Annotated in this window: 19 protein-coding genes and 1 other RNA gene; 6 read left to right on the forward strand and 14 right to left on the reverse strand. The window is 41.8% G+C overall.

From position 1 onward, the window contains the following. Nucleotides 1-126: 126 nt before the first annotated feature. Nucleotides 127-1,029 (reverse strand): LysR family transcriptional regulator, encoded by a 903-nt coding sequence (locus ACXJY6_RS04610; RefSeq protein WP_458767545.1) that lies wholly within the window; start codon nucleotides 1,027-1,029, stop codon nucleotides 127-129. A gap of 193 nt (nucleotides 1,030-1,222) precedes the next feature. Here ACXJY6_RS04610 and ACXJY6_RS04615 point away from each other — a divergent pair, with 193 nt between their 5' ends. The 5 genes from ACXJY6_RS04615 to ACXJY6_RS04635 all read left to right on the forward strand — a co-directional run bounded on the left by ACXJY6_RS04615 (nucleotide 1,223) and on the right by ACXJY6_RS04635 (nucleotide 8,266). Further along, complete coding sequence (locus ACXJY6_RS04615; protein ID WP_458767546.1) at nucleotides 1,223-3,052, forward strand: ABC transporter ATP-binding protein; 1,830 nt, start codon at nucleotides 1,223-1,225, stop codon at nucleotides 3,050-3,052. A gap of 39 nt (nucleotides 3,053-3,091) precedes the next feature. Next, nucleotides 3,092-4,621, forward strand: a complete 1,530-nt coding sequence (locus ACXJY6_RS04620) for an ABC transporter substrate-binding protein (RefSeq protein ID WP_458767547.1) — start codon at nucleotides 3,092-3,094, stop codon at nucleotides 4,619-4,621. Nucleotides 4,622-4,689: 68 nt separating this feature from the next. Further along, a complete protein-coding gene (locus tag ACXJY6_RS04625) occupies nucleotides 4,690-5,613 on the forward strand; it encodes an ABC transporter permease (protein WP_458767548.1) in 924 nt (307 codons plus the stop codon). A gap of 5 nt (nucleotides 5,614-5,618) precedes the next feature. Then, on the forward strand, nucleotides 5,619-6,491 hold the full coding sequence (locus ACXJY6_RS04630; protein ID WP_458767549.1) for an ABC transporter permease: 873 nt from the start codon (nucleotides 5,619-5,621) through the stop codon (nucleotides 6,489-6,491). Further along, nucleotides 6,488-8,266: a M14 family zinc carboxypeptidase gene (locus ACXJY6_RS04635; RefSeq protein ID WP_458767550.1), complete on the forward strand. Its 1,779-nt coding sequence runs from the start codon at nucleotides 6,488-6,490 to the stop codon at nucleotides 8,264-8,266. Before ACXJY6_RS04630 ends, ACXJY6_RS04635 begins: the two co-directional genes overlap by 4 nt. A 163-nt stretch (nucleotides 8,267-8,429) precedes the next feature. On the opposite strand, the gene ACXJY6_RS04640 is transcribed toward ACXJY6_RS04635, so the two are convergent. The 3 genes from ACXJY6_RS04640 to ACXJY6_RS04650 all read right to left on the reverse strand — a co-directional run bounded on the left by ACXJY6_RS04640 (nucleotide 8,430) and on the right by ACXJY6_RS04650 (nucleotide 9,707). Further along, nucleotides 8,430-8,750, reverse strand: coding sequence for an antibiotic biosynthesis monooxygenase family protein (locus tag ACXJY6_RS04640; protein WP_458767551.1), 321 nt, complete (start codon nucleotides 8,748-8,750; stop codon nucleotides 8,430-8,432). A 140-nt stretch (nucleotides 8,751-8,890) separates the two neighbouring features. Next, nucleotides 8,891-9,283, reverse strand: a complete 393-nt coding sequence (locus ACXJY6_RS04645) for a hypothetical protein (RefSeq protein WP_458767552.1) — start codon at nucleotides 9,281-9,283, stop codon at nucleotides 8,891-8,893. A 151-nt stretch (nucleotides 9,284-9,434) separates the two neighbouring features. Continuing rightward, nucleotides 9,435-9,707 (reverse strand): hypothetical protein, encoded by a 273-nt coding sequence (locus ACXJY6_RS04650; RefSeq protein ID WP_458767553.1) that lies wholly within the window; start codon nucleotides 9,705-9,707, stop codon nucleotides 9,435-9,437. Between the two features lie 432 nt (nucleotides 9,708-10,139). Between ACXJY6_RS04650 and ACXJY6_RS04655 the strand changes: the two genes are divergently transcribed. Then, a complete protein-coding gene (locus ACXJY6_RS04655) occupies nucleotides 10,140-11,267 on the forward strand; it encodes a hypothetical protein (protein ID WP_458767554.1) in 1,128 nt (375 codons plus the stop codon). 69 nt (nucleotides 11,268-11,336) lie between these two features. Here the strand turns inward: ACXJY6_RS04655 and ACXJY6_RS04660 are convergent, their stop codons facing one another. From ACXJY6_RS04660 to ACXJY6_RS04705, 10 genes are all read right to left on the reverse strand, one after another. Next, nucleotides 11,337-11,687 (reverse strand): hypothetical protein, encoded by a 351-nt coding sequence (locus tag ACXJY6_RS04660; protein ID WP_458767555.1) that lies wholly within the window; start codon nucleotides 11,685-11,687, stop codon nucleotides 11,337-11,339. Nucleotides 11,688-11,961: 274 nt separating this feature from the next. Beyond that, nucleotides 11,962-12,594 (reverse strand): GntR family transcriptional regulator, encoded by a 633-nt coding sequence (locus ACXJY6_RS04665; protein WP_458767556.1) that lies wholly within the window; start codon nucleotides 12,592-12,594, stop codon nucleotides 11,962-11,964. A gap of 172 nt (nucleotides 12,595-12,766) precedes the next feature. Then, entirely contained in the window at nucleotides 12,767-13,228 is a 462-nt protein-coding gene (locus tag ACXJY6_RS04670; RefSeq protein ID WP_458767557.1) for an arsenate reductase/protein-tyrosine-phosphatase family protein, read from the reverse strand. A gap of 13 nt (nucleotides 13,229-13,241) precedes the next feature. Continuing rightward, entirely contained in the window at nucleotides 13,242-13,970 is a 729-nt protein-coding gene (locus ACXJY6_RS04675) for an amino acid ABC transporter ATP-binding protein (RefSeq protein WP_456051050.1), read from the reverse strand. Nucleotides 13,971-13,977: 7 nt separating this feature from the next. Continuing rightward, nucleotides 13,978-14,577 carry a protein-tyrosine phosphatase family protein gene (locus ACXJY6_RS04680; RefSeq protein WP_458767558.1) on the reverse strand — a complete coding sequence of 200 codons (600 nt, stop codon included), beginning with the start codon at nucleotides 14,575-14,577 and terminating at the stop codon, nucleotides 13,978-13,980. Between the two features lie 24 nt (nucleotides 14,578-14,601). Then, nucleotides 14,602-15,642 (reverse strand): type 2 periplasmic-binding domain-containing protein, encoded by a 1,041-nt coding sequence (locus ACXJY6_RS04685; RefSeq protein ID WP_458767559.1) that lies wholly within the window; start codon nucleotides 15,640-15,642, stop codon nucleotides 14,602-14,604. A gap of 34 nt (nucleotides 15,643-15,676) precedes the next feature. After that, nucleotides 15,677-16,720, reverse strand: a complete 1,044-nt coding sequence (locus ACXJY6_RS04690; protein ID WP_458767560.1) for an amino acid ABC transporter permease — start codon at nucleotides 16,718-16,720, stop codon at nucleotides 15,677-15,679. Between the two features lie 8 nt (nucleotides 16,721-16,728). Then, the gene (locus ACXJY6_RS04695; RefSeq protein WP_458767561.1) at nucleotides 16,729-17,871 is read right to left on the reverse strand and encodes an amino acid ABC transporter permease; all 1,143 of its coding nucleotides are present in this window, start codon (nucleotides 17,869-17,871) and stop codon (nucleotides 16,729-16,731) included. Between the two features lie 248 nt (nucleotides 17,872-18,119). After that, nucleotides 18,120-18,216: signal recognition particle sRNA small type (gene ffs, locus ACXJY6_RS04700), an RNA gene on the reverse strand. Between the two features lie 178 nt (nucleotides 18,217-18,394). Next, nucleotides 18,395-20,410: a GGDEF domain-containing protein gene (locus tag ACXJY6_RS04705; protein WP_458767562.1), complete on the reverse strand. Its 2,016-nt coding sequence runs from the start codon at nucleotides 20,408-20,410 to the stop codon at nucleotides 18,395-18,397. Nucleotides 20,411-20,467 lie beyond the last annotated feature (57 nt).

A 20,467-nucleotide genomic window follows, 5' to 3' on the forward strand; every position in this document is an offset into this window, starting at 1 on the left:
GTATAATCATCCTGATATTCACTATCACGTCTACTCATAAAGTGGTATGGAGAATTAATGGATGTTATACACTAAGCCAATTAGGATTGACTGGGTAAGAAAGGAGTTGGAAAGTATCTCAAACGACTAGCGGGTAAATTCGCACATGGTTTCGGCTGCAGTTCGTAGCGAATCAATAAATTTATTCAAAGAATGACGATGTCGAGTGTGGGTAGGATATGCCAATCCATAAGGGTATGTAATGGCAGGCTCAAACGGACGCGTCACAACACCACACCCTTCCCATACTTTCGCTGCAAAAGGCTCCAAAACACCGACAGCAAGCCCGGTCGCAATCATAGAATAAGCGGTGTGTGATGTATCAATGGAGATATGTTGAGTCAAAGTGGGTTGTATAGGCTCAAGTATTTTATGCAACTTACTCCAGTAATCTGATGTGGAATCGACAACCGTGAGAACCGACTCCCCAACGAGGTCCTCAACACAGATCACCTCTTTCGTGGCAAGGGGATGAACATAAGGTGCGGCAAACACATAACGCGCGTGCCCAATGACTTCTTGCTCTATCCCTGGCAAATCTGGAACCACAAGGCCAACAGCCAGATCAATAGAGTTTGACTGTAGCTTGGCAACAATTTCCGATACAGAGTTGGTGTAGATTGAGAAACGTTCTTCTGGGTAATATTTTTTATGCTCTTTCACTGCAAGAGGCAATATCGAACTCGCCACAGCCGATGTACTTGCTATGGTTATCTCTTTCGGTTCTCGGCTACGGATTTTTTGCGCAGAAAATTCGAGTTTTTCTAGCCCAAGAAAACTCTCTTCAACCGACTTGAAAAACTCACTCGCCTCAAGAGTTGGGTTCAGCCGATTGCCTCTACGTTCAAACAACATAAAGCCTAACGAGCTTTCTAAATCCTTGATCAAACGGCTGACAGCTGGCTGGGTTACATGCATTTCTACGGCTGCAGCCGCTGTTGTCCCGCGTAGCATGATGTAACGGAACGCTTCTATTTGTCTAAATTTCATTCCCAAAGAATAACATTAGGTTATCGGTGATACAATATTATAAGTAGATATCATGCTTAATTTATGGATGATGGTTATAGGCGAAAGACTTACTCATGCCGTTTTGCTCAAGCAGCAATCAAGAACAAAAAGGACCTGTTCTGTAGCAGTAATAACCTCAGCAACAGCTAACACTTTGAAAAGGACGTTTGTAATGGAATGCAGCACCTCTCCAACTCTTACCGTCGACAATTTGTCGGTTAAATTCGGTCAATCAACGGTCGTAGACAACCTCGATTTCTCTGTGATGTCAGGCCGTACACTCGCCATTGTAGGTGAGTCTGGCTCTGGTAAATCTGTTACTTCTCAGTCAATTATGAGATTAGCGGATATCTCTGGAGCTACCTACTCTAGCGGACGCATACTGTTCAACTCAGACAACGGTACATCCGACCTTTTATCTCTCTCCCAAGACGACATGCGCCATATCAGAGGCAACGATATTGCGATGATCTTTCAGGAGCCAATGACGTCTCTAAATCCGGTATACACCATTGGCGACCAAATCAGCGAAGTTATCCAGTTACACGAAGGCAAGAGCAAAGCAGAAGCTTTAAAAGACAGCCAACGATTACTTGAAATGGTTAGACTGCCTAATGCGAATCAAATGCTCACTCGTTACCCTCACCAGTTATCCGGAGGAATGAGGCAGCGAGTCATGATTGCGATGGCTCTTGCATGCCGTCCTAAATTGCTGATTGCAGATGAACCGACCACCGCACTGGACGTTACTATTCAAGCTCAGATTTTAGCTATTATTTCGGATCTACAAAAAGAACTCGATATGGCGGTTATTTTTATCACTCACGATATGGGTGTCGTAGCCGAAATTGCTGATGATGTCGTGGTGATGTGGAAAGGCAAAAAAGTCGAAGAAGGTTCGGTTCAATCCATTTTTAACAACCCTCAACACCCTTACACACAAACGCTACTCGCTGCGGTTCCTAGGCTGGGAGAAATGACAGGAGAGCAATACCCAAAACGCTTCCAAGTCGCGGTTATGGATGGTGACACACCTAAAATTATCGGCGAAGAGCAAATTCAGAATACGGCTAACTACGATGTCGACCCTCTGCTCACCGTTGAGGATATTGCCGTTCGATTTGATATCAACAGACACTTTTTAAAAGGAGTGACCCACCGCATTCATGCTGTTGAAAAAGTGAATTTCAGTATTTACCCCGGAGAAACTCTTGCGTTGGTTGGGGAGTCCGGCTCTGGCAAATCAACCATTGGACGCAGTATCCAGCAACTTCAAGCGCTATCCGAAGGCGACATTTACTACAAAGGGCGTTTAATGCGTCATCTCACTAGAGCCCGTAAAAAACAATTGAAGCAAGAAATCCAATACATCTTTCAGGACCCATTTGCATCACTCGATCCTAGAAAAACCGTTGGGTTTTCAATAGCTGAACCTATATACACTCATAAGATCATGCATCGATCATCTGAGGTTAAAAAGCGAGTATCAGAACTGCTAGAGCGTGTTGGGTTAAGTGCGGAACATGCTAGCCGTTATCCTCATGAGTTTTCTGGTGGTCAAAGGCAACGGATTTGCATTGCACGAGCCCTAGCCTGTAACCCAAAACTGATCATTGCCGATGAAGCACTCTCTGCTCTTGATGTGACCGTTCAGGCTCAAATCATCAACTTATTGATGGAGCTGCAAGCCGAGCAAGGAATTGCCTTACTGTTTATCAGTCATGATATGGCCGTCGTGGAAAAGATGAGTCACCGTGTAGCGGTTCTTTATCTGGGTCAAATTGCAGAAATTGGCAGCCGACAACAAATATTGGAAACGCCACAACACCCTTACACCAAAAAGTTACTCAATGCCGTCCCAGTGGCAGACCCCAATCGAGCTCGTAATCACTTTCAAATCACAGGTGAGATTCCTAGCCCGGTACGTAAAGTCGGCAATGAACCAGAAGCTCATACCTACAAACAACATCAAGCGGGACACTTTGTCGCGCAAGATTACTAAACAGCAATACAAACTACAACGGAAATGGAGATCCAATCTATGACGACATTTAGTATTCACAAAAAACTCATTAAACCGCTTCTATTGGCGACGTCAATTTCAATCGCATCGACAGCTTCAGCGGGAACTCTCACCGTGGCTTCGTCTCAAGATCCTGGAAGTTGGGATCCTATTGATACGTATCTTATCGCTTGGTCTACCGTTGCTACCAATATCTTTGACGGTCTGACATACCGTGATACAGACCTTGAACTCAAACCTGGGTTAGCCACAAAATGGGAAGTACTCGATGAGGGCAAACGTATTCGATTTTCCCTTCGAGAAGGCGTCACCTTTCACAATGGTGAAGCGTTTAATGCAGACTCAGTAAAATTCACATTTGAACGTCTACTGGGTGAAGAAGGTAAGAAAGGTCCACAACGTTCAAACTATGCGGCCATTGAAAGTATCGAAACCATAGATACCTATACTGTGGACTTTCATCTTCATCAGCCTGATCCTGTTTTATTAACCAAATTATCAGGTTACGGTGCGATGATTGTCCCACCTAAGTATATCTCCGAGAAAGGTGAAGAGTACTTTAATGCACATCCCGTTGGGACAGGCGCGTTTAGTCTTGAATCCTACGAGCCAAAAGTCAGTGTTGCGTTAAAACCATTTGCACAGCATTGGCGTGGCGCTCCAAAGTTAGACGCACTTAACTATCGCTTTATTGCAGAGCCCTCTACCGCGGTAGCCGAACTTCAATCAGGCCGAGTTGATATGGTCGTACCGCCAATCATTCCGATCTCAATGCTTCCAACTATTGAGCAAGACGACTCGCTTGCGGTTAGTACGACAACCAGTCCTTCAGTTTATGCCCTTCGGTTTAATACCCAACATGGCATTACTGCCGATGAACGCGTACGTAAAGCAATGATCTACGGTGTCGACAGACAGACGATTATTGACGCGATACTGGGTGGCCAAGCGGAACCAATTAATAGCTTCCAAAGCCGAATCTCGTTTGGTAACGATCCTGAACTTAAGCCACTGCCATATGATCCAGAAAAAGCAAAACAGTTGCTGAAAGACGCTGGTGTTCCAAGCGGTTCGAAAGTGCAAATCGATATTCGCGGTGGCAATGCAACATTTAACGAAGTCTCTCAAGCGATTGCAAGTTATCTACAAATAATTGGATTAGATGCGAGCATCAAACCTTACGAAACGAACATATTCATCAATGAAATTGTTCCACAAGGTAAAACGGGAGCGATGTTCCAGCAAGCTTGGGGAGGATGGACACTGGACTACGATAATACCGCGTACTTTATGTATCACAGCGGCGAGAAGTGGAACCCATATGACAACAACCCAGAATTGGATGCATTACTCGAGAAACAACGCACCATCAGTGATCAGACTGAGCGTGAAGTCATGCTCAAATCGATCGCTAAATACACTGTTGATCATGCTCTAGAAATGCCGTTGTACAGCCTAAATGCCATTTATGGTGTGTCCAAAAAAGTTAAGAACTTCACACCAGCTGCGGATAACCGCCTGCTGTTTAATGAAGTGACGGTTGAATAACCACCACAACGACCGATTTACAGGCGCGGTATGGATTGCCGTGCCTTCTTTCCCAAAGGAATTAATCTATGGCTCAATTTTTATTTAAGCGCTTAATTCAAGCCATCTTTGTCCTGTTTTCAGTGACGCTGCTTGTGGCATTTGCCATCCGTTTAACCGGTGATCCAGCATTGATGCTGACACAAGGTGCTGGCAGTGTGACTGAAGCAGATTTGGTCAATATTCGCGAAGCGTTAGGCATCAACAAACCCTTTACTGTTCAATATATCGAATTTATCCAAGGACTATTTGTTGGTGATTTTGGAAAAAGTTTTATGGGAGGTACGCCGGTTTCTCAGCTGATTGCGACGTCGGTTCCTGCAACTGTTTTTCTTGCTTTCGCGGTCATGATTGTCTCTATCCTTCTTTCGATTCCCCTTGGGATCAAGGCTGCCATCAAACGTAATACCTGGGTTGACCAAACCATCCGAATTTTATCTCTGATTGGTCTGTCATTTCCAAACTTCTGGTTAGCGCTAATGCTGGTGCTACTGTTCTCAATCACGCTGCAATGGCTTCCGCCGAGCGGTATGTCTGATTGGACGAGCTTTTTAATGCCGGCTTTCACTATGGGCATCATCCTAACAGCCACCAATGTCAGATTGGTTCGTACGGCGATGTTGGAAACATTGCAATCGCAATACGTTATGGTCGCCCGAGCGAAAGGCCTAAGTGAAAATACGGTTCTCTATAAACACGCGCTAAGAAATTGTGCCATCCCACTTATTACCTACTTTGGCCTGCAATTTGGCGGTTTACTGGGAGGCATTGTCATCATTGAGCGCGTATTTAACTGGCCAGGGCTAGGCACATTAGCATTTGAAGCGGTCAGTTCTCGTGACTACCCCGTATTACAAGCAGTAATTACGATTCTTTCCATGCTTATCGTCGGTGTAAACCTTCTTGTTGATATTGCCTACGGACTTATCGACCCTCGAATCAGAACGGAGTAGTGACCATGTCAAAAGTAACAACGGCCTCTGATAAGGCATCTAGCATCAATTTTTCTGTCTTCAAAAGTCTTGAGTTTGTATTGGGTTTTGCACTCACTGCATCAATGTGCGTGCTCGTCCTCTGCTCCGATTTTCTCTTTGATGGATTGGCTGACAAAATCAATCTTACCGCTCGCCTTTTAGAGCCATTTAGTCACACTGAACACCTTTTCGGTACTGATCCCCTTGGACGAGATGTACTTGCGCGAGTCGTCGCAGGCGGCGCAGTTTCCCTGCAAGTTGGTTTTCTTTCTGTCGTTGGTGCTGTGATCTTGGGCGTCGTCATGGGGCTAATTTCTGGCTACTACAGAGGGTTCTGGGAGATGTTCGTTATGCGCTTTGCCGACGTTCAGCTTGCCCTACCATTTATTCTTCTTGCAATTACCTTTATCGCAATTGTTGGCGGTAGCCTTACCAATATGATCATACTGCTGATTGTGTCTCAATGGGTACAGTATGCCCGCCTAGTTCGTGGCTCAGTACTTTCGTTGCGTGACCGAGAGTTCATTCAATCGGCTCAAGCGATTGGGGTCAGTGATTTTATGATTATATTTCGCCACATTCTGCCAAACCTTTTAGGTCCTGTAATTGTTTTAATGACGCTAAATGTCGCGAACAATATTTTACTAGAAAGTAGTTTAACCTTCCTCGGGTTAGGTGTTGATCCATTGACACCAAGTTGGGGTGGCATGCTTGCCGATGGCCGTACTTATATTCAAACCGCATGGTGGGTAAGTTTATTCCCAGGGCTTGCGATTTTATTAACCGTATTGGGCTTGAATCTGTTAGGTGACTGGCTTCGTGATTCTTTAGACCCAACAGGAAAAACGTCGCGATGAGCCTGATTTTATCGACCAAAATTAAGGCGACATTGCCTGAGCTCGTCCAACAATACAGTCAGCCAGAGTATCAGAGTCATGAGATTGAGCTCTGGGTATTTAACGACAAGAAAAGTCGGCAAAGCGCAGAAAAGCAACTTCAAATGGCGGGTATCAATGCCAAAATACGAAGTGCTTATAAGCCATTACTGCACTTCGTTTTGGAAGAGCTCGACATCAACGAAGGAAACCTAGAAAAGCTGGATATCCGGTATCCCGTTAATGACCACTGTCAACCTAATCGCTTTGCCCTAGAAAGTTACCCTCTTGGTGGAATTCTAGGATTAAATAGAGTGAATTTAATTGAAAACCGAGCTCGTTCTCTGACCTACGAAATTGATGTCGTTTTGAAAACTGGCGAGAAGTTCACGCATCACGTGTTAGCGCCAAGCTCAGTAAACAAAAGTATTACTTGTGATAGACATCTGTCACCAAGTGGTTGGGTAAGAATAAACGATCCACAAGGAAATCGAGTCACAGACAAAAGTATTGTCACCGATTATGAACAGGTTTTTGAGACGATTACACAAGCAATCACTCATCATTCATGGCGTTCTTCACTGTTTGAAGAGCTCAATATCAACGTTCAGGGGCCAATGTTTGACGAAGAACTGCCCTATGTTCACGAACATGTGAGCCTTAGTGAAGCGCTCCATGAAGACCTCTACTTTACCATTCAAGAGTGGTTTAAATACCGAGCAGGAAAAGCCCCACACGACCGCTCTTTTCGGTTTGGGCAGGTTATCCCGAACATTGTAAGCCAACAAGGCGACTATGATATTAAGATGTCTCTTGATCCTTACACTCAGAGCAATCAGGAAATGCCATGGCAAGAGCTGGAGTACGCTCAACGGCCATTGTCGTCTTCTCAAATTTCATTAACTCTCGATGAAGTTGAAGGGAAACGAATCATTGCGCAGTCTGTAGCAGGCCGTCCAATCAATGCGGTTTATCATTATGGAAGCGAACTGCCGGTTATGGTAAGTGGTGGTCAACATGCCAACGAAACCACTGGCATCGTTGGCGCACTGAGAGCGGCAAAACAATTGGCAACGCGGCCAACCGCTCACTTTCTTGTTTCACCATTAGAAAATCCCGACGGCTACGAGACCTTCCTTCGATTGCTTCAAACTAACCCAAATCACATGCATCACGCTGCGCGCTACACAGCGATGGGAAATGATTTAGATACTCACATTAAAGAGCAAGCGTATGAAAACAGTATCCGATTAAGGGCTTTTGCAAACAATCAGGTAAAACTTCACATTAATCTTCATGGCTATCCTTGTCATGAATGGGTCCGCCCGTTATCTGGCTATATTCCTGCCGGTTTTGATAAGTGGACACTGCCAAAAGGCTTTTTTCTTGTTTTGCGCTACTCTAATGACGAAATTTACCAAGATTGTGGTCGAGAGCTACTTTGGCAACTCACCAAGCGTCTAGCAGAGATTCCGCAACTGGTCGAATTTAACCAGCGACAAATCGACTTGTTCTCTTTCCATGCCCAGAATCGTGGCATTAAGGTTTTGAACAATATTCCTTGTATTGTCTCAAAGGAAGAAAGCAGTCCGGTTCCGCTGCAATTAATCAGTGAATTTCCGGATGAGACGATCTATGGGCAGGATTTCAAATTTGGTCATAATGTCCAAAAAGCCGTTGTTCTAGAAGCCTACGATATATTTCAGTCGGTTATGAATTCTCAAGGAAAATCACGTAAGATAAATCCGCTGTTTTAGGGATGTTAGAAGTTGCTACCCACGAAGCCATTTCGTGGGTTAGCTTAAAGCTAGTGCTAAATTTTGTATCACGAAGAGGGGTGTCTACTAAAGCGAGGGAAGACTAGACAGATCTTCACCCGATAAAATAGACACTTTTCAATTTTCAATTTTCAATTTTCTGCTAATTAATAAATGTTTTTTCTTTTAGTAAATCAGAATCTAACGTTAATTTATGCAGTACCGTTGGCTTACCAATTTTAAGGCACGACCTCATTTTTTCTCTAGTATTTTTTGAGTCACAGGGCCAATGATGAACACTTTCATAAATACTCAAGTCAGGCCACTGAGCATATGCTATAAACTTCCCATTGTCTGATTGATGCAACCTAGAACCTAAACTTCCAAAGTTTTGATAGATTATTTCAGTAGTTTCAACCCAAGCTTTCCTAAATTGATTTTCCATCCCCTCAATGACATCAAACTCTAAAACAACAGCGAACATCTTTATTCCTTTAATTGAGCAACAAAACTAACATCAAGTACTAGCACATAATGCCGTTTTAAGCGGAAAATTGGAGTTGGCTAAACTCGCGAAGCGATGGTCAACTGTAATTTTTCCGACTTAAAAACTCTTGTTAGCACTTAAGCCTCGGGCTCTTCAGACACTTGGTGTTCATGTTTCATGATTGACGATTTGTATTTTTTATTACCAACCAGTCCAATGACACCAGAAAAAAATAACAACCCAAACACTACAAATTGGTCGTTTGGCAATTGTTGTGTAAATACAACCCCAAAACTCAATATACATACTGCTATTGATTGTTTTGCTAAACCATCAGCTTTATTTGCTAGCACCCTATAGCCTGGGATTGCAAACCCCAACAAGAAGAATGCGCTAACTCCAACTATTATTAAGCTTTCAACTCCTCCATTTAGTTTGGATAGCATATAGAACATTGTGATCAGTATAATGCTTCCAGCTAATAGCCATATTAGGCCCGCGACTTTAGCTAAAAAGGGAAAGGTTTTCATTTCATTCTCCAAAAAATTAAATTATGTTAAATAGTGCTAACGCCTTGCTAAGAGGCAAAAAATTGTTGGCTAAAATCAGCGACGAAGGAGCAAAAAGCCAACTGTTTTTTGTCCTTTTGAGCAACTTGTTATATGCGAAAAACACTAAGCCTTAGTTTTCACTTATGGTTTGCTCTGTTGTTACTTCATTATGTAATAGCAAAGTAGACCAAACAGTTACGCCAGTATAAATAACTGTAGATAGTGCAATTACAACAGTTAGAGCAACTATAGATCTCTGATGCTTATTTTGTGATTTAGAACTTTCCTCTACTGCTTTTTGGTGCTCTTTTTGATTATTAGCTTGCAACTCTATCGCTGATATCAATCTATTTCCAACACCTACGATTCGGTCTGTAGTCTGACTCGTTTGATTATATTCCAATTGAAAACTCCAACTCTTTGAATAGCATATAACATTGTTAATAATATGCTGTCTCGTTTTTACAGGCTTACTTTATAGCCGAATAGACCAACAAGCACCTGTTTTATATTGAATAAATTTCAAACTCGCACCAATTTACTACCAGAAAAACGAGCCAACATAAAACATCTTTCAATTTTGGCACGTTATCCCAATGGTGCTCATACTTAACCTAATAATATGTAACATATTTCTTATTTTACTACTAGAAAAACGAGCCAATATAAACGACACAAAAAACAGGCCAAGAGGGCTTGAATAGTGCCAAGCTCTACCTCTCCCCTCCATAAGCCTCAACATGTATCCCAATTTTTATTAATTTGTTGAATATTCTATTAAAAACTCAATTAAATTCTTCTATACTCGCTTAAGGACTAAACAGGATGTTATTAAGTGTTGATATACAGAAACCACTTTTCTCAGTTAAAAATTAAGCACTTGGCAATGTTAAAAGGTTTCGCCATCATTGCGTTTTGTTCATTTAACGCACATGCGACTAGTCAGTTAGGTAATATGGTTGCCAGTGGTGAGCAAGCCGAACAATTAACCCAAACCGACCAGCAAGACGCCCCCGAAATCGTTGATCAACCCAAAAGCGTATGGTTCGATAAGACAGAGCAATATCTTGCTGAAACCATCAACAACGTTGGTATTTATGTCGACCACAAGTTGACAAAATCTGACGCGGAATCTGATGCGGATGAACTAAATAAAAGTCACCTAAAAATTAAGCTCAAAGCAGAATATTCTCACCTTGGTTACTTCGACCCTAAAGAGCGCATTAATGCTCGCCTCCACCTTCCTAATGTAAGAAAAAACTGGAAAATCATATTTGAAACCGACCCCAATGATTATGACACGTTAGAAGCTAAACAACGGGGACTAGAATCCGTAGGCGTTGAGAACCCAACCAAGGGCTCAATAGGCGGTATCCGACTTGAAGAGAAGTTGTTCAAGCATTGGAGAACAAACTTAGATTTAGGCGTTAAGCTTCGCGCTTCTTTGGATCCTTTTACGCGTGCGCAGCTATGGCGAGTTGTTGATATTAATGATGAACAAACATTCCGGGTTAAGCAGCAGGTTTTCCATTATCATTCCATCGGTACTGGCTACAAAAGTGAGTTGGAGTTTTATTATGATGCTTTCGAGAATAATGATAACTTTTTTAAATATGGCATCAGTGGCCAATACCTTTACGAAGATAGAGGATGGGAATTACTTTCTCAACTTACTTATTACGACAAAATGGGCCCCGAAGGATTAATGGAATATTCGATGGGCATCAGCGCAAGCCCTAAGGATGACGACCCTATCTCCAATTATTGGTTAACAGCGACATGGCATAAGTCGATCTATAAAGACTGGCTGTTTTTCTCTCTCTCACCTCAACTAGAATGGCCGAGAGAATTTGACTACCAATTCAACCCCGGCATCGTATTGGGTTTAGAGGCTTTTTTCTCTAAAAACAGTAGCAGAGGGTATTTAAACCGCTCTATTCCAAAATCAACAACGCGATACTAATTTTTACCAACCCCATTCACCATAACCGAAAAACTCATTTTCTTGCTCAACGAGTTGGTATAACGCTGACTATTTTGAATCTCCCGCTGCAGTAACAGGAACAATAACGGAAGGATCGATTTTTGTGTTGATAGCAACAGAGATAAGCGCTTCCATCTGTTCGGCTGGCGCAGCTAAGATAGCGGCTTGTGCAATCGTCGTGGCATTGTTGGGATAAGTTTCAATCAAGCTTGCCAGAATATCTTCAGATAGTTCTGGTTTTTGTTCCATTAAAAGAACAACTAACTCTTCTGGAGCAAGGTTTTGATTGAGAACAATAGCAAGATCGATCGCCTTTTGCTCTTGGTGTGTGGCCGCAGTTACGGGAATCAGAACTGAACAAAGAAGTAAACAATGAAGAAACATCGCCCAAACTTTCATTTTGCAACTCTCCAGTACGCTTACGATAGACGCGATCAAGCATAACTATTTACAGGATAAATAGCTGTTTCAGAGTTGAGAATAAGCTCTGAGATATTTGTGAGTTACGTTATGTGTGATAAGTACCTGTGGGATATGTTGGAGAAGAAGAATAACCCTTAGAAAAAATGGCAGTGAGGAAACCGATTCCCCGGTACCAGTCACTGCATGTAATAATGATAGAAATGCAATTAAAACGATTTAAACAACGAATAAACCCAGTCTGATCATATTTTCAACGAGGCTCAAACATCATTATTTTTTTTAACCTTGAAATCGATTCGAATTTTTCAGTGAGAAGTTCATTCGAGGTTTTACACGCATTCGCTAAAACGAGCTCTTTTTCAAGATTGTCGATGAGAACATCAAGACGATTCTCATTTCGATAAATAACATGCCTATATATACGAAAACTAATTAAATTGTAGCTATCAGAAATGAGGTCGTGATCGATATGAGAAGAAATCAAATTGTTAAATTGATAAGCGATATCCCAATATAATGATAGAGAAGGTTTCTCGCGTAAGGAATTGAGTAAAACAATAAGCCCAGCCAAGGTGACCTGATCATTCACTCCTAAAGGTATGTCGGTCTCTTTATTCGAAATAGAGAGCAAACCTTGGCAAGTTTTCATGTCCTTTTCTAAATCAAAGCGATCGTTTTCTACAACAACGGAGCCGACACCCGTCTTCGTTTCTATAAAGTGCTGAATCACCAATTTATGCAAAACCTGCCTAATCGGCGTTCTGCTGAGACCAAATTCCTTACCTAAAGTATTCTCGTGTATCACACTCCCACCGGCTATTTCACCAGTGCAAATACGCCGTCGTATCTCATCGCAAATTGAATCGAGATTTTGCTTATTCATTTATATCTCACAGAGAAGGAACGCGTCCTATCGGTGCTCCACTAGTTAATAATTGGCTTTAAATATTGTTATTTATGCTAGTTAAATCAAACAAAGCCCTTAAGTATTTATTATAAGGTAGTCGTTATAAAAATACATTTTAGTTATCTTTTATAAGCAGAAAACTCATAGACTAACTAATTAAAAATTCATCCATTTTATTTAATTTATAACCAATAAGATCTTTTAACTTAACCGCAAGACCGAGATAAATGTCATACCCTTTCCCTATTGGGTCGGCGATATCAAAAGGGCCATTAAGTAATAATACTTTTGGGTGCATGTCGAGTGCATGGTCGGTAGCGTCTAGCATACTATTAACTATATTGATGTGTTTTCGTTCCATAGCAAAAACAACATCAGCATTAAATAAGTGCTCAGTTGTAAGCCTTTTACTTTTGTGATCATAGGCAACATTCAAGTTGGTTAACGCTTGACCTGCCTCTGGAGTAATATCCTTACTGGTTTCTGCCGAAGTACCAGCAGAAAAAACGCTTATTTCTAGCTCTTTTTCTGCTGCAAGTTGGATAGCGATTGCCTCTGCCATTGGTGAGCGACAAGTATTTCCAGAGCAAATAAATAGTATTTTCGTCATATATGTTATGCCTTTAATGTGAGAAAACTTGCCCCAAAAATTTACGTGTTCTTTCATGCTTAGGGTTTTCGAATAGCTCATTAGGTGTGTTTTCTTCGATGATCTCCCCTGCATCCATAAAAATAACTCTGTCTGATGCACGTTTTGCAAAGCCCATTTCATGCGTCACACACATCATTGTTATTTTCTCTTCGGCTAGACTAATCATTACATCCAAGACTTCTTGAATCATTTCTGGATCAAGCGCAGAAGTTGGTTCATCAAACAATATCACTTTGGGTTCCATACAAAGAGTGCGAGCAATGGCAACACGCTGTTGCTGTCCACCAGAAAGTTGATTAGGCATTTTTAACGCCTGATCAGCAATTTTCACTCGTTCCAAATAAAACATTGCCCTTTCAATTGCCTGTTGTTTAGGGATTTTTCTGACCCAGATTTGCGCAAGCGTGCAGTTTTCTAGCACCGATAAGTGAGGGTAAAGATTAAACTGCTGGAAAACCATACCGACTTCTTGTCGTATTTGATGAATATTTTTCGATTCAGAATTCACCGCAGTACCATTGAATTCCACTAAGCCGCTTTCATGAGTTTCCAACGCATTAATACAGCGAATAAGTGTCGATTTTCCAGAACCTGAAGGCCCACAAATCACGACTCGCTCGCCTTCTTTCACTTCAAGGTTAATGTTTTTCAAAGCGTGATAATCATCGTACCACTTATTCAATTCATTAATTTTAATCATGTTGTTTTCATTTACCCTTACCCTTACCTTTACCCTTACAGAGTACTCTTGCGAATAACTCTTTACCTACCCAACTCTCTTGCTCGGCTGTTTCGATGGCGTCGGCTTCGTTGCTCCGAACGAAATTAATCGCTTCGGTCGGGTCCATTCCAGTTTCGTGCAACACTCTTGCCGCGAATGTTCCCGAACGACCTTTCCCCGATAAGCAGCTCAGACTGATCGAGCTTCCTTGTGAGAGGATGGTGTGAACTCTGGTTCTTAAATCAATCCAAAGCGCCTCTCCTTCTTCATCAGGAATACTAAAATCCTGAACAGGTAAGTTCACGACTTCAATCTCTAGCTTTTCTGTTACTTGGAGCAATTCACACATTGCGTTTGGCGGCAACTCACTGCTGCTCGTCAGGATAACGATCATCTTGACGGAATTTTCAGCCAGCGTGTTCAACACATCATCCATCTCAATGGGATGAATATAGGACTCACCATCAACAGCAATTTCAAGCCCAGGGAAACTGGTCATAAATATCTTCCCGTGCTCTGGGTGCTTCTCGATAGTGAGCCCGACAAACGTTATCGGGGCACTAGGCATAATGTCTTTACCTTTCATATAATTACCCCTTAACTGTCTGATTTATCGAATTGGACTAGGGTACATTAAGCCGCCTTCAGAGCTTAACGCGTTGTTCGTCCCCACACGATCCATTCCAAATGTTGTGCTAGGACCAAGGTGACGATTGTACACTTCTGCATAGTTGCCAACTTGTTTGATAATGTTGTAGCTCCAATTTTCTGACAAACCGATTTGAGCACCCATTTCGCCCGCCGCAGATTTATTACTGAATAAACGTTTAACGGCTTTCGGTTGATTCTCAATATCCGCCATGATTTGGTCTATATTTTCAGAGGTAACCCCTAATTTTTCAGCATTTAGCATGACTTGAAAGCCCCAATAAACAGCGCTTTCTAATGCTTGGTCAGGTTGCGTGACAAGAGTTAAAGGTTCGTTTGATATCACCTCTGGAAGAACCATGTAATCGTCAGGGTTATCAGCCAATAGTCGGTCAGAGTTCAGCGCAGTTCTATCGCTTGCGAGAACATCACATTTACCCGTATAAAACGCCTGCAAGCGAGCAGTTTTATCGGCGATGTTTTCGATACGATATTCGATGTTTCGATCACCAAACCAATCCGCGATATTTAAAAGCGTTGTTGAGCCTTCTTCAGCACAAACCGTTGCACCGCTTAATTCAGAAGCCGATGTCACACCCAGTTTTTTCGGGATCAAGAAACCTTGACCATCATAGAAAGTCGTAGCGACAAAGCTCATGCCAGGGTTTGCATCACGTGTACCTGTGCGAGTAATACTACGAGAGGCAAGATGTGCTTTCTTTGCCACAATGGTCTTCATGCTATCCGAGAAGCCAATACCGCGAATATCGGCTTTCTCGGCATCCCCTAATATTGCAGCCGAAGCCATGCGACAAAAATCAGTGTTAAAGCCCTGATACACGCCCTTGCTATCTGGTACAGAGAAACCAGGCGAGTTTGTATTCACCAGACAGATCAAGCTGTCTTCTTTTTTGATTTCATCCATCGTGACACCTGCACTAACATTACTTGCTGCTAATAATGAAACACAGGCTGTGGTGATATAAGATATTGTTTTTTCCATTTTTAACTTCCTTTTAATAAACAAAAACCAACGACTATTGCGACGATCTTTTTTCTAACCATCGGCTATAAGACGATAGGATCCAACATGTGACGAGATACCAGATGCCTACTAACATGTAAGCTTCTAACCCATAGTTCTGCCAAAGCGGATCACTAAACGCCATTTTTGAGGTTGCCATAATGTCGTGAATACCAATTATGACGACGAGAGATGTGTCTTTATAAGCACCAAGAACCGTATTCATTATCCCCGGCAGTGATTTCTTTAATGCTTGTGGCAATATAATAAATCTTATCTTTTGAACGTAATTTAGCCCCTGACTGTCTGCGGCTTCATGTTGACCTTTAGCGACAGATTGGAGTCCTCCGCGAACCGCTTCAGCAAAGTAGGCAGAGTGAAAGAAAACGAGAGCAATCATGGTGGTGACCAATGGATCAAGTGTTATTCCCACCGGCATCATAAGTGGCAAAATAAATACACCGAGAAACAGCACCATGATCATTGGTACGCCCCTAATAATCTCGATATAAAGTGTCGCCAACCCTTTTAAAACTGGAATGGTATTTTGAAAACGACATAGGGCTAATACGATTCCCAAAGGAAAGGCAAACACTAGGCCGAACAACGCCAACATAAGCAGAATCGGTAACCCATTCCAGTGTTGAGGTTGAACATATTCCAAGCCCAGAATGCCGCCACGCATGAGGTATAAATACAGAGCGCCAACCATTATCCAGAAATAGATTAAACCCACTTTTTGAAACTTAGGAACCATGCTGATTCCTACTGAAGTAAGTAATAAAATGCTGGCTAAAAGAGGCCTAACATGTTGGTCAAATGGGTACGTACCAAAAAGGATTAGCCGAAGCTTTTCTTTTAAAAAAGGCCAACATGCTCCTGAATTTATCTTGCATACTTCACCGCTTGCCCACGGTGAAACGGCGCTAAAAAATAACCAATCAAACATAATTGAAATAAGAAAAACAGCAATGCCGCCAATAATAAGCGTAATGATTGTGTCTCTTATTCCGTTAAATAGACGCTTGTGCACTGTCTCTATGAAAGCTGTATTCATGATCATCACTATGAGTTCAAGTTAATGCGACTGTTGTATCGATTTAATAACGACGAAACAACCAAGTTAATAAACAAGTAGGTAAGCATAGTGATCGTCATTAACTCGATTGGGCGAAACGTTTGATTAATTGACGTCGTCATCACTGACACTAAATCTGAATACCCCACAGCAAGCGCTATAGACGTATTTTTTGAGATATTTAAATATTGATTACCCATTGGCGGAATAATAATTCGCAACGATTGCGGCAAAATGACCAATCGCATCATCTTGGTATACCCCAACCCGGATGCTTTCGCAGCTTCAAATTGCCCTTTCGGTACAGCCTCTATTGCACCTCGAACCAGCTCCGCAACTTGCCCGCCGTGATACAGACTGAGTGCTAACCACAACACTAGAAACTGAATCGAAATCCGCCCTCCACCGGTAAAATCAAACCCTTTAAAGACTGGATATGAGATGGAAAAGTGAACATCAAACACTAGGATTGCCAAACCAAACACCGTCATTAAAACAACGATCGAAGGCCAAAACGTAGGATACATTCTTCCTGTTTTATCTAACGTTTTCTTCGCAATTCGGCGAGCAACCAACAAGCCAAAGAACCAAACTGAAATAAGACATAAGAGAAAAATAAAACCATTGCCCCATTCGAGAATAGGAAAATTAATTGAGCGATTGGAAATGTGGATATTTGAAAAAAACACCCAGTTTTCACGTATTGTTGGAAGTGTATTGATAACAGCAAGATAGAGCGCCAGTAGAATTAAGAGCTTAGGTAAATTCCGCATTATCTCAATATAGAAACCGGCAACCTTCGAACCTAACCAATGCGAACTGGTTCTTAAAATACCCACACAGACTCCGACGAGAGTCGCGCCAACAATACAAACAATCGACAATAAAATAGTATTTAAGAAGCCGGCAAATAAAACGCGGTAGTATGAATCTGAAGATGTCACTGGAATGATGCTTTCACTAATATTAAAGCCTGCACTTGAGTCCAAAAACAAAAATGAGGGTTTAATTCCGACAGCACTAAGGTTTAACTGGATATTCTGTACAAGAAAATACCCCGCAACTAAGAGGCTAATAATGATTACGACCTGCCAAGCGAGAATGGAAGTGGTCAACTTCTTATTTTGCATGGTTAAAACATTCCAATGTAAGGCAACATTGAAATAACTTAACCTGTATACAGCTATACATCAAGCTTTTCGAGACAACTATATTGTCACAATAAGTAGATTATTCTTAACGAGTAATGATCAAACACTATGTAGAAAAGTGGATAAAAGGAATAAACAAGAAGTCTAATACCTATTGTTCCATAAGGAATCGATAGTATTAATTCAGTGTTGATGGCTTGGGAAATTAGTATGCGTCAGATGGGTGGAAGCCCCAGCCACATCCCGGCACACACGTCATCTGCTGTGGCTGCTTCCTTCCGGATCTGACCAGGTTCACAAACTAGTGTTGCGGGAGGACCAGGGCCTCCATAGATTTTTTCATTTCAGCACTTACGTGTCGAAAGAGACGCTGATTATCAATCATCCCTATGGCGAATGCAAGCAACAGGATAAGAATTTGTTGCTTGTGAGAATCAAGCGCTTAAAGCTTGACCGTTATTAGTGTAAACACTCTCCCATAGCGAAAAAGATACACACTAAGTTACGTATTAATTGCGTTATTCCTGCGCTCTCTCTTCTTTCGGTACATTTCGACATCTGCAAGATGCAGCACTTCTTCCAATGACGTTGATACACGACGAGGCGACGAAATACCCACTGAAACGGAAATATCAAAATTCTTACTCTTTGTTGGATCGTTAAAAGCAAAGCATTCCAAATTTGACAGTATTTGTTTTAAGTCATCTTCGCTGATCACATCCGTCAGAATAAATTCATCACCACCAATGCGATAACTCCTTCCTTTCCAATGAGCTTTAATTTTTTCGGTGAGCTGCATTAATACCTTATCACCGGTATCATGGCCATTTGCATCATTTATCTGTTTAAAATTGTTCACATCTAAATAAACAAAAGTCACCCGAGGTGAAACTCCACGAGAATATCGGCGATACAGCGAGCGTCGATTGCGTAATTTCGTTAGTCCGTCGGTATTTGATTGAATATGAAAATAGGTTACAAGCATTGCAAGCAACAATAGTGCACCGAGCAAAAGAAGTATTTCCTGACGTTTAACTTTCTTCTCTAGCAAAAGTTGCTCTCGCCAATTTGGATGGATATTGTAACGAGTCACAATTTGGTTAATATTGAGAATGCTCATTGCACTTGAAAACAGCTGTGCTAAAGCCAAACCATCTTCTGTACGTGGGAAGGCGACGGCAACTTCGTTAGTGTTGAAATAACCGACCTGTTTGTCTTCTTCAATATCTAGAAGCTCTTCAGATTCGCTTAGCAAGGTTGAAAAAAATGTATTTGAATAAGCGATGTAATCCACTTCTTTGTTGAACAAACCTTCCATCAATTCATGCTGAGTTTCGAAGGTATAGAGTTCTATGTTCGGAAGCATTTTTTCTAACAAGTGCTGATAATAGTCATCCCTAACGACACCAATTTTCTCCACAATGAGTTCAGACACATTGTTATAAACATTGTGCTTGTACCCTTTACGTTTTGCTAAAATCGCGGATATTTCATAGTAAGGGTCACTAAAATACATGAGGGCTGAGCGCTCTTCCGATATAATAATCGGGGCCAGCATATCGATCTTATTATCGAGTATGTCTTGATACATGCTAGACCAAGGTTCATTGGCATCACTTACAATGTCGCAGCGAATCGCCAGAATATCGCAGGTGCCCAACACAATATCAGCGCTGATTCCGGTCACGGATCCATTTTCGTGGTACTGAACATATTGGCCGCCATTTTCCAATTTAATTTGGAACACTTTATTCCGATCGATACTGCTCTCTTCCATTTTGGCTCTGAGAGCTTGTCGACGAATATCAAGCTGATAGAGCTGTATCGATTTACTGAGTGTCTTTTGCATTTCTGCTGAATGAAAAAACGTTTCAAGTTTCTCCAACATATCAGCATTAGCGTGCTTCGTCGTCACAATAGAGACAGGCTGAATAGGCAAGTAGTCATTCAACAACGTGGCTTGATAACCAGCACTAATCATTGGTTTCAACTGATTGATGGCATCAAGAACACCGTCTACTGCGCCTGAATTAAGTAGTTCTAACGCTTTACCGCCCCCTTCATAACTAACTTGCTGAAGGCGAGGATAGTGTTTATTAATTAAGTCAGAATAAATTGTCCCAGCGGGAACACCAACTCGATTCAGTTGATCGAAACGTGCACCATCTTTTGAGAACAAGTAGGTGTATTCAATGTTGGTTGGATGAGAAAAATCAAAACGGTTTTCTCGCTCAGAGGTATAGGTCACATTTGCGGCAAAATCTACAGTCCCTGCTTCGACGGCATCTAAAATACTTTTGAAACTAGCATGAGTTTGATAGTTAACGTGAAAGTTTAATTTATTCGCGGCGGCATCGAATAACACGCGACTAACAATATCATCGGCCTCTACCGCCACACTATAGGTTGGAGTTGAGGCATTATTGCTTTTTTGTGGACCTACTTGCGCCCATGCACTTCCTATAAACCAACACAAACTCAACAGAGTAATTAAGCTTGAGGTAATATATCTAACCATTTTTATATGCGTTTGCGCCCCTGCAATAGTACTCAGTAACAGTGAGATGTATTACCA

Source organism: Vibrio phycocola (genome assembly GCF_054404255.1).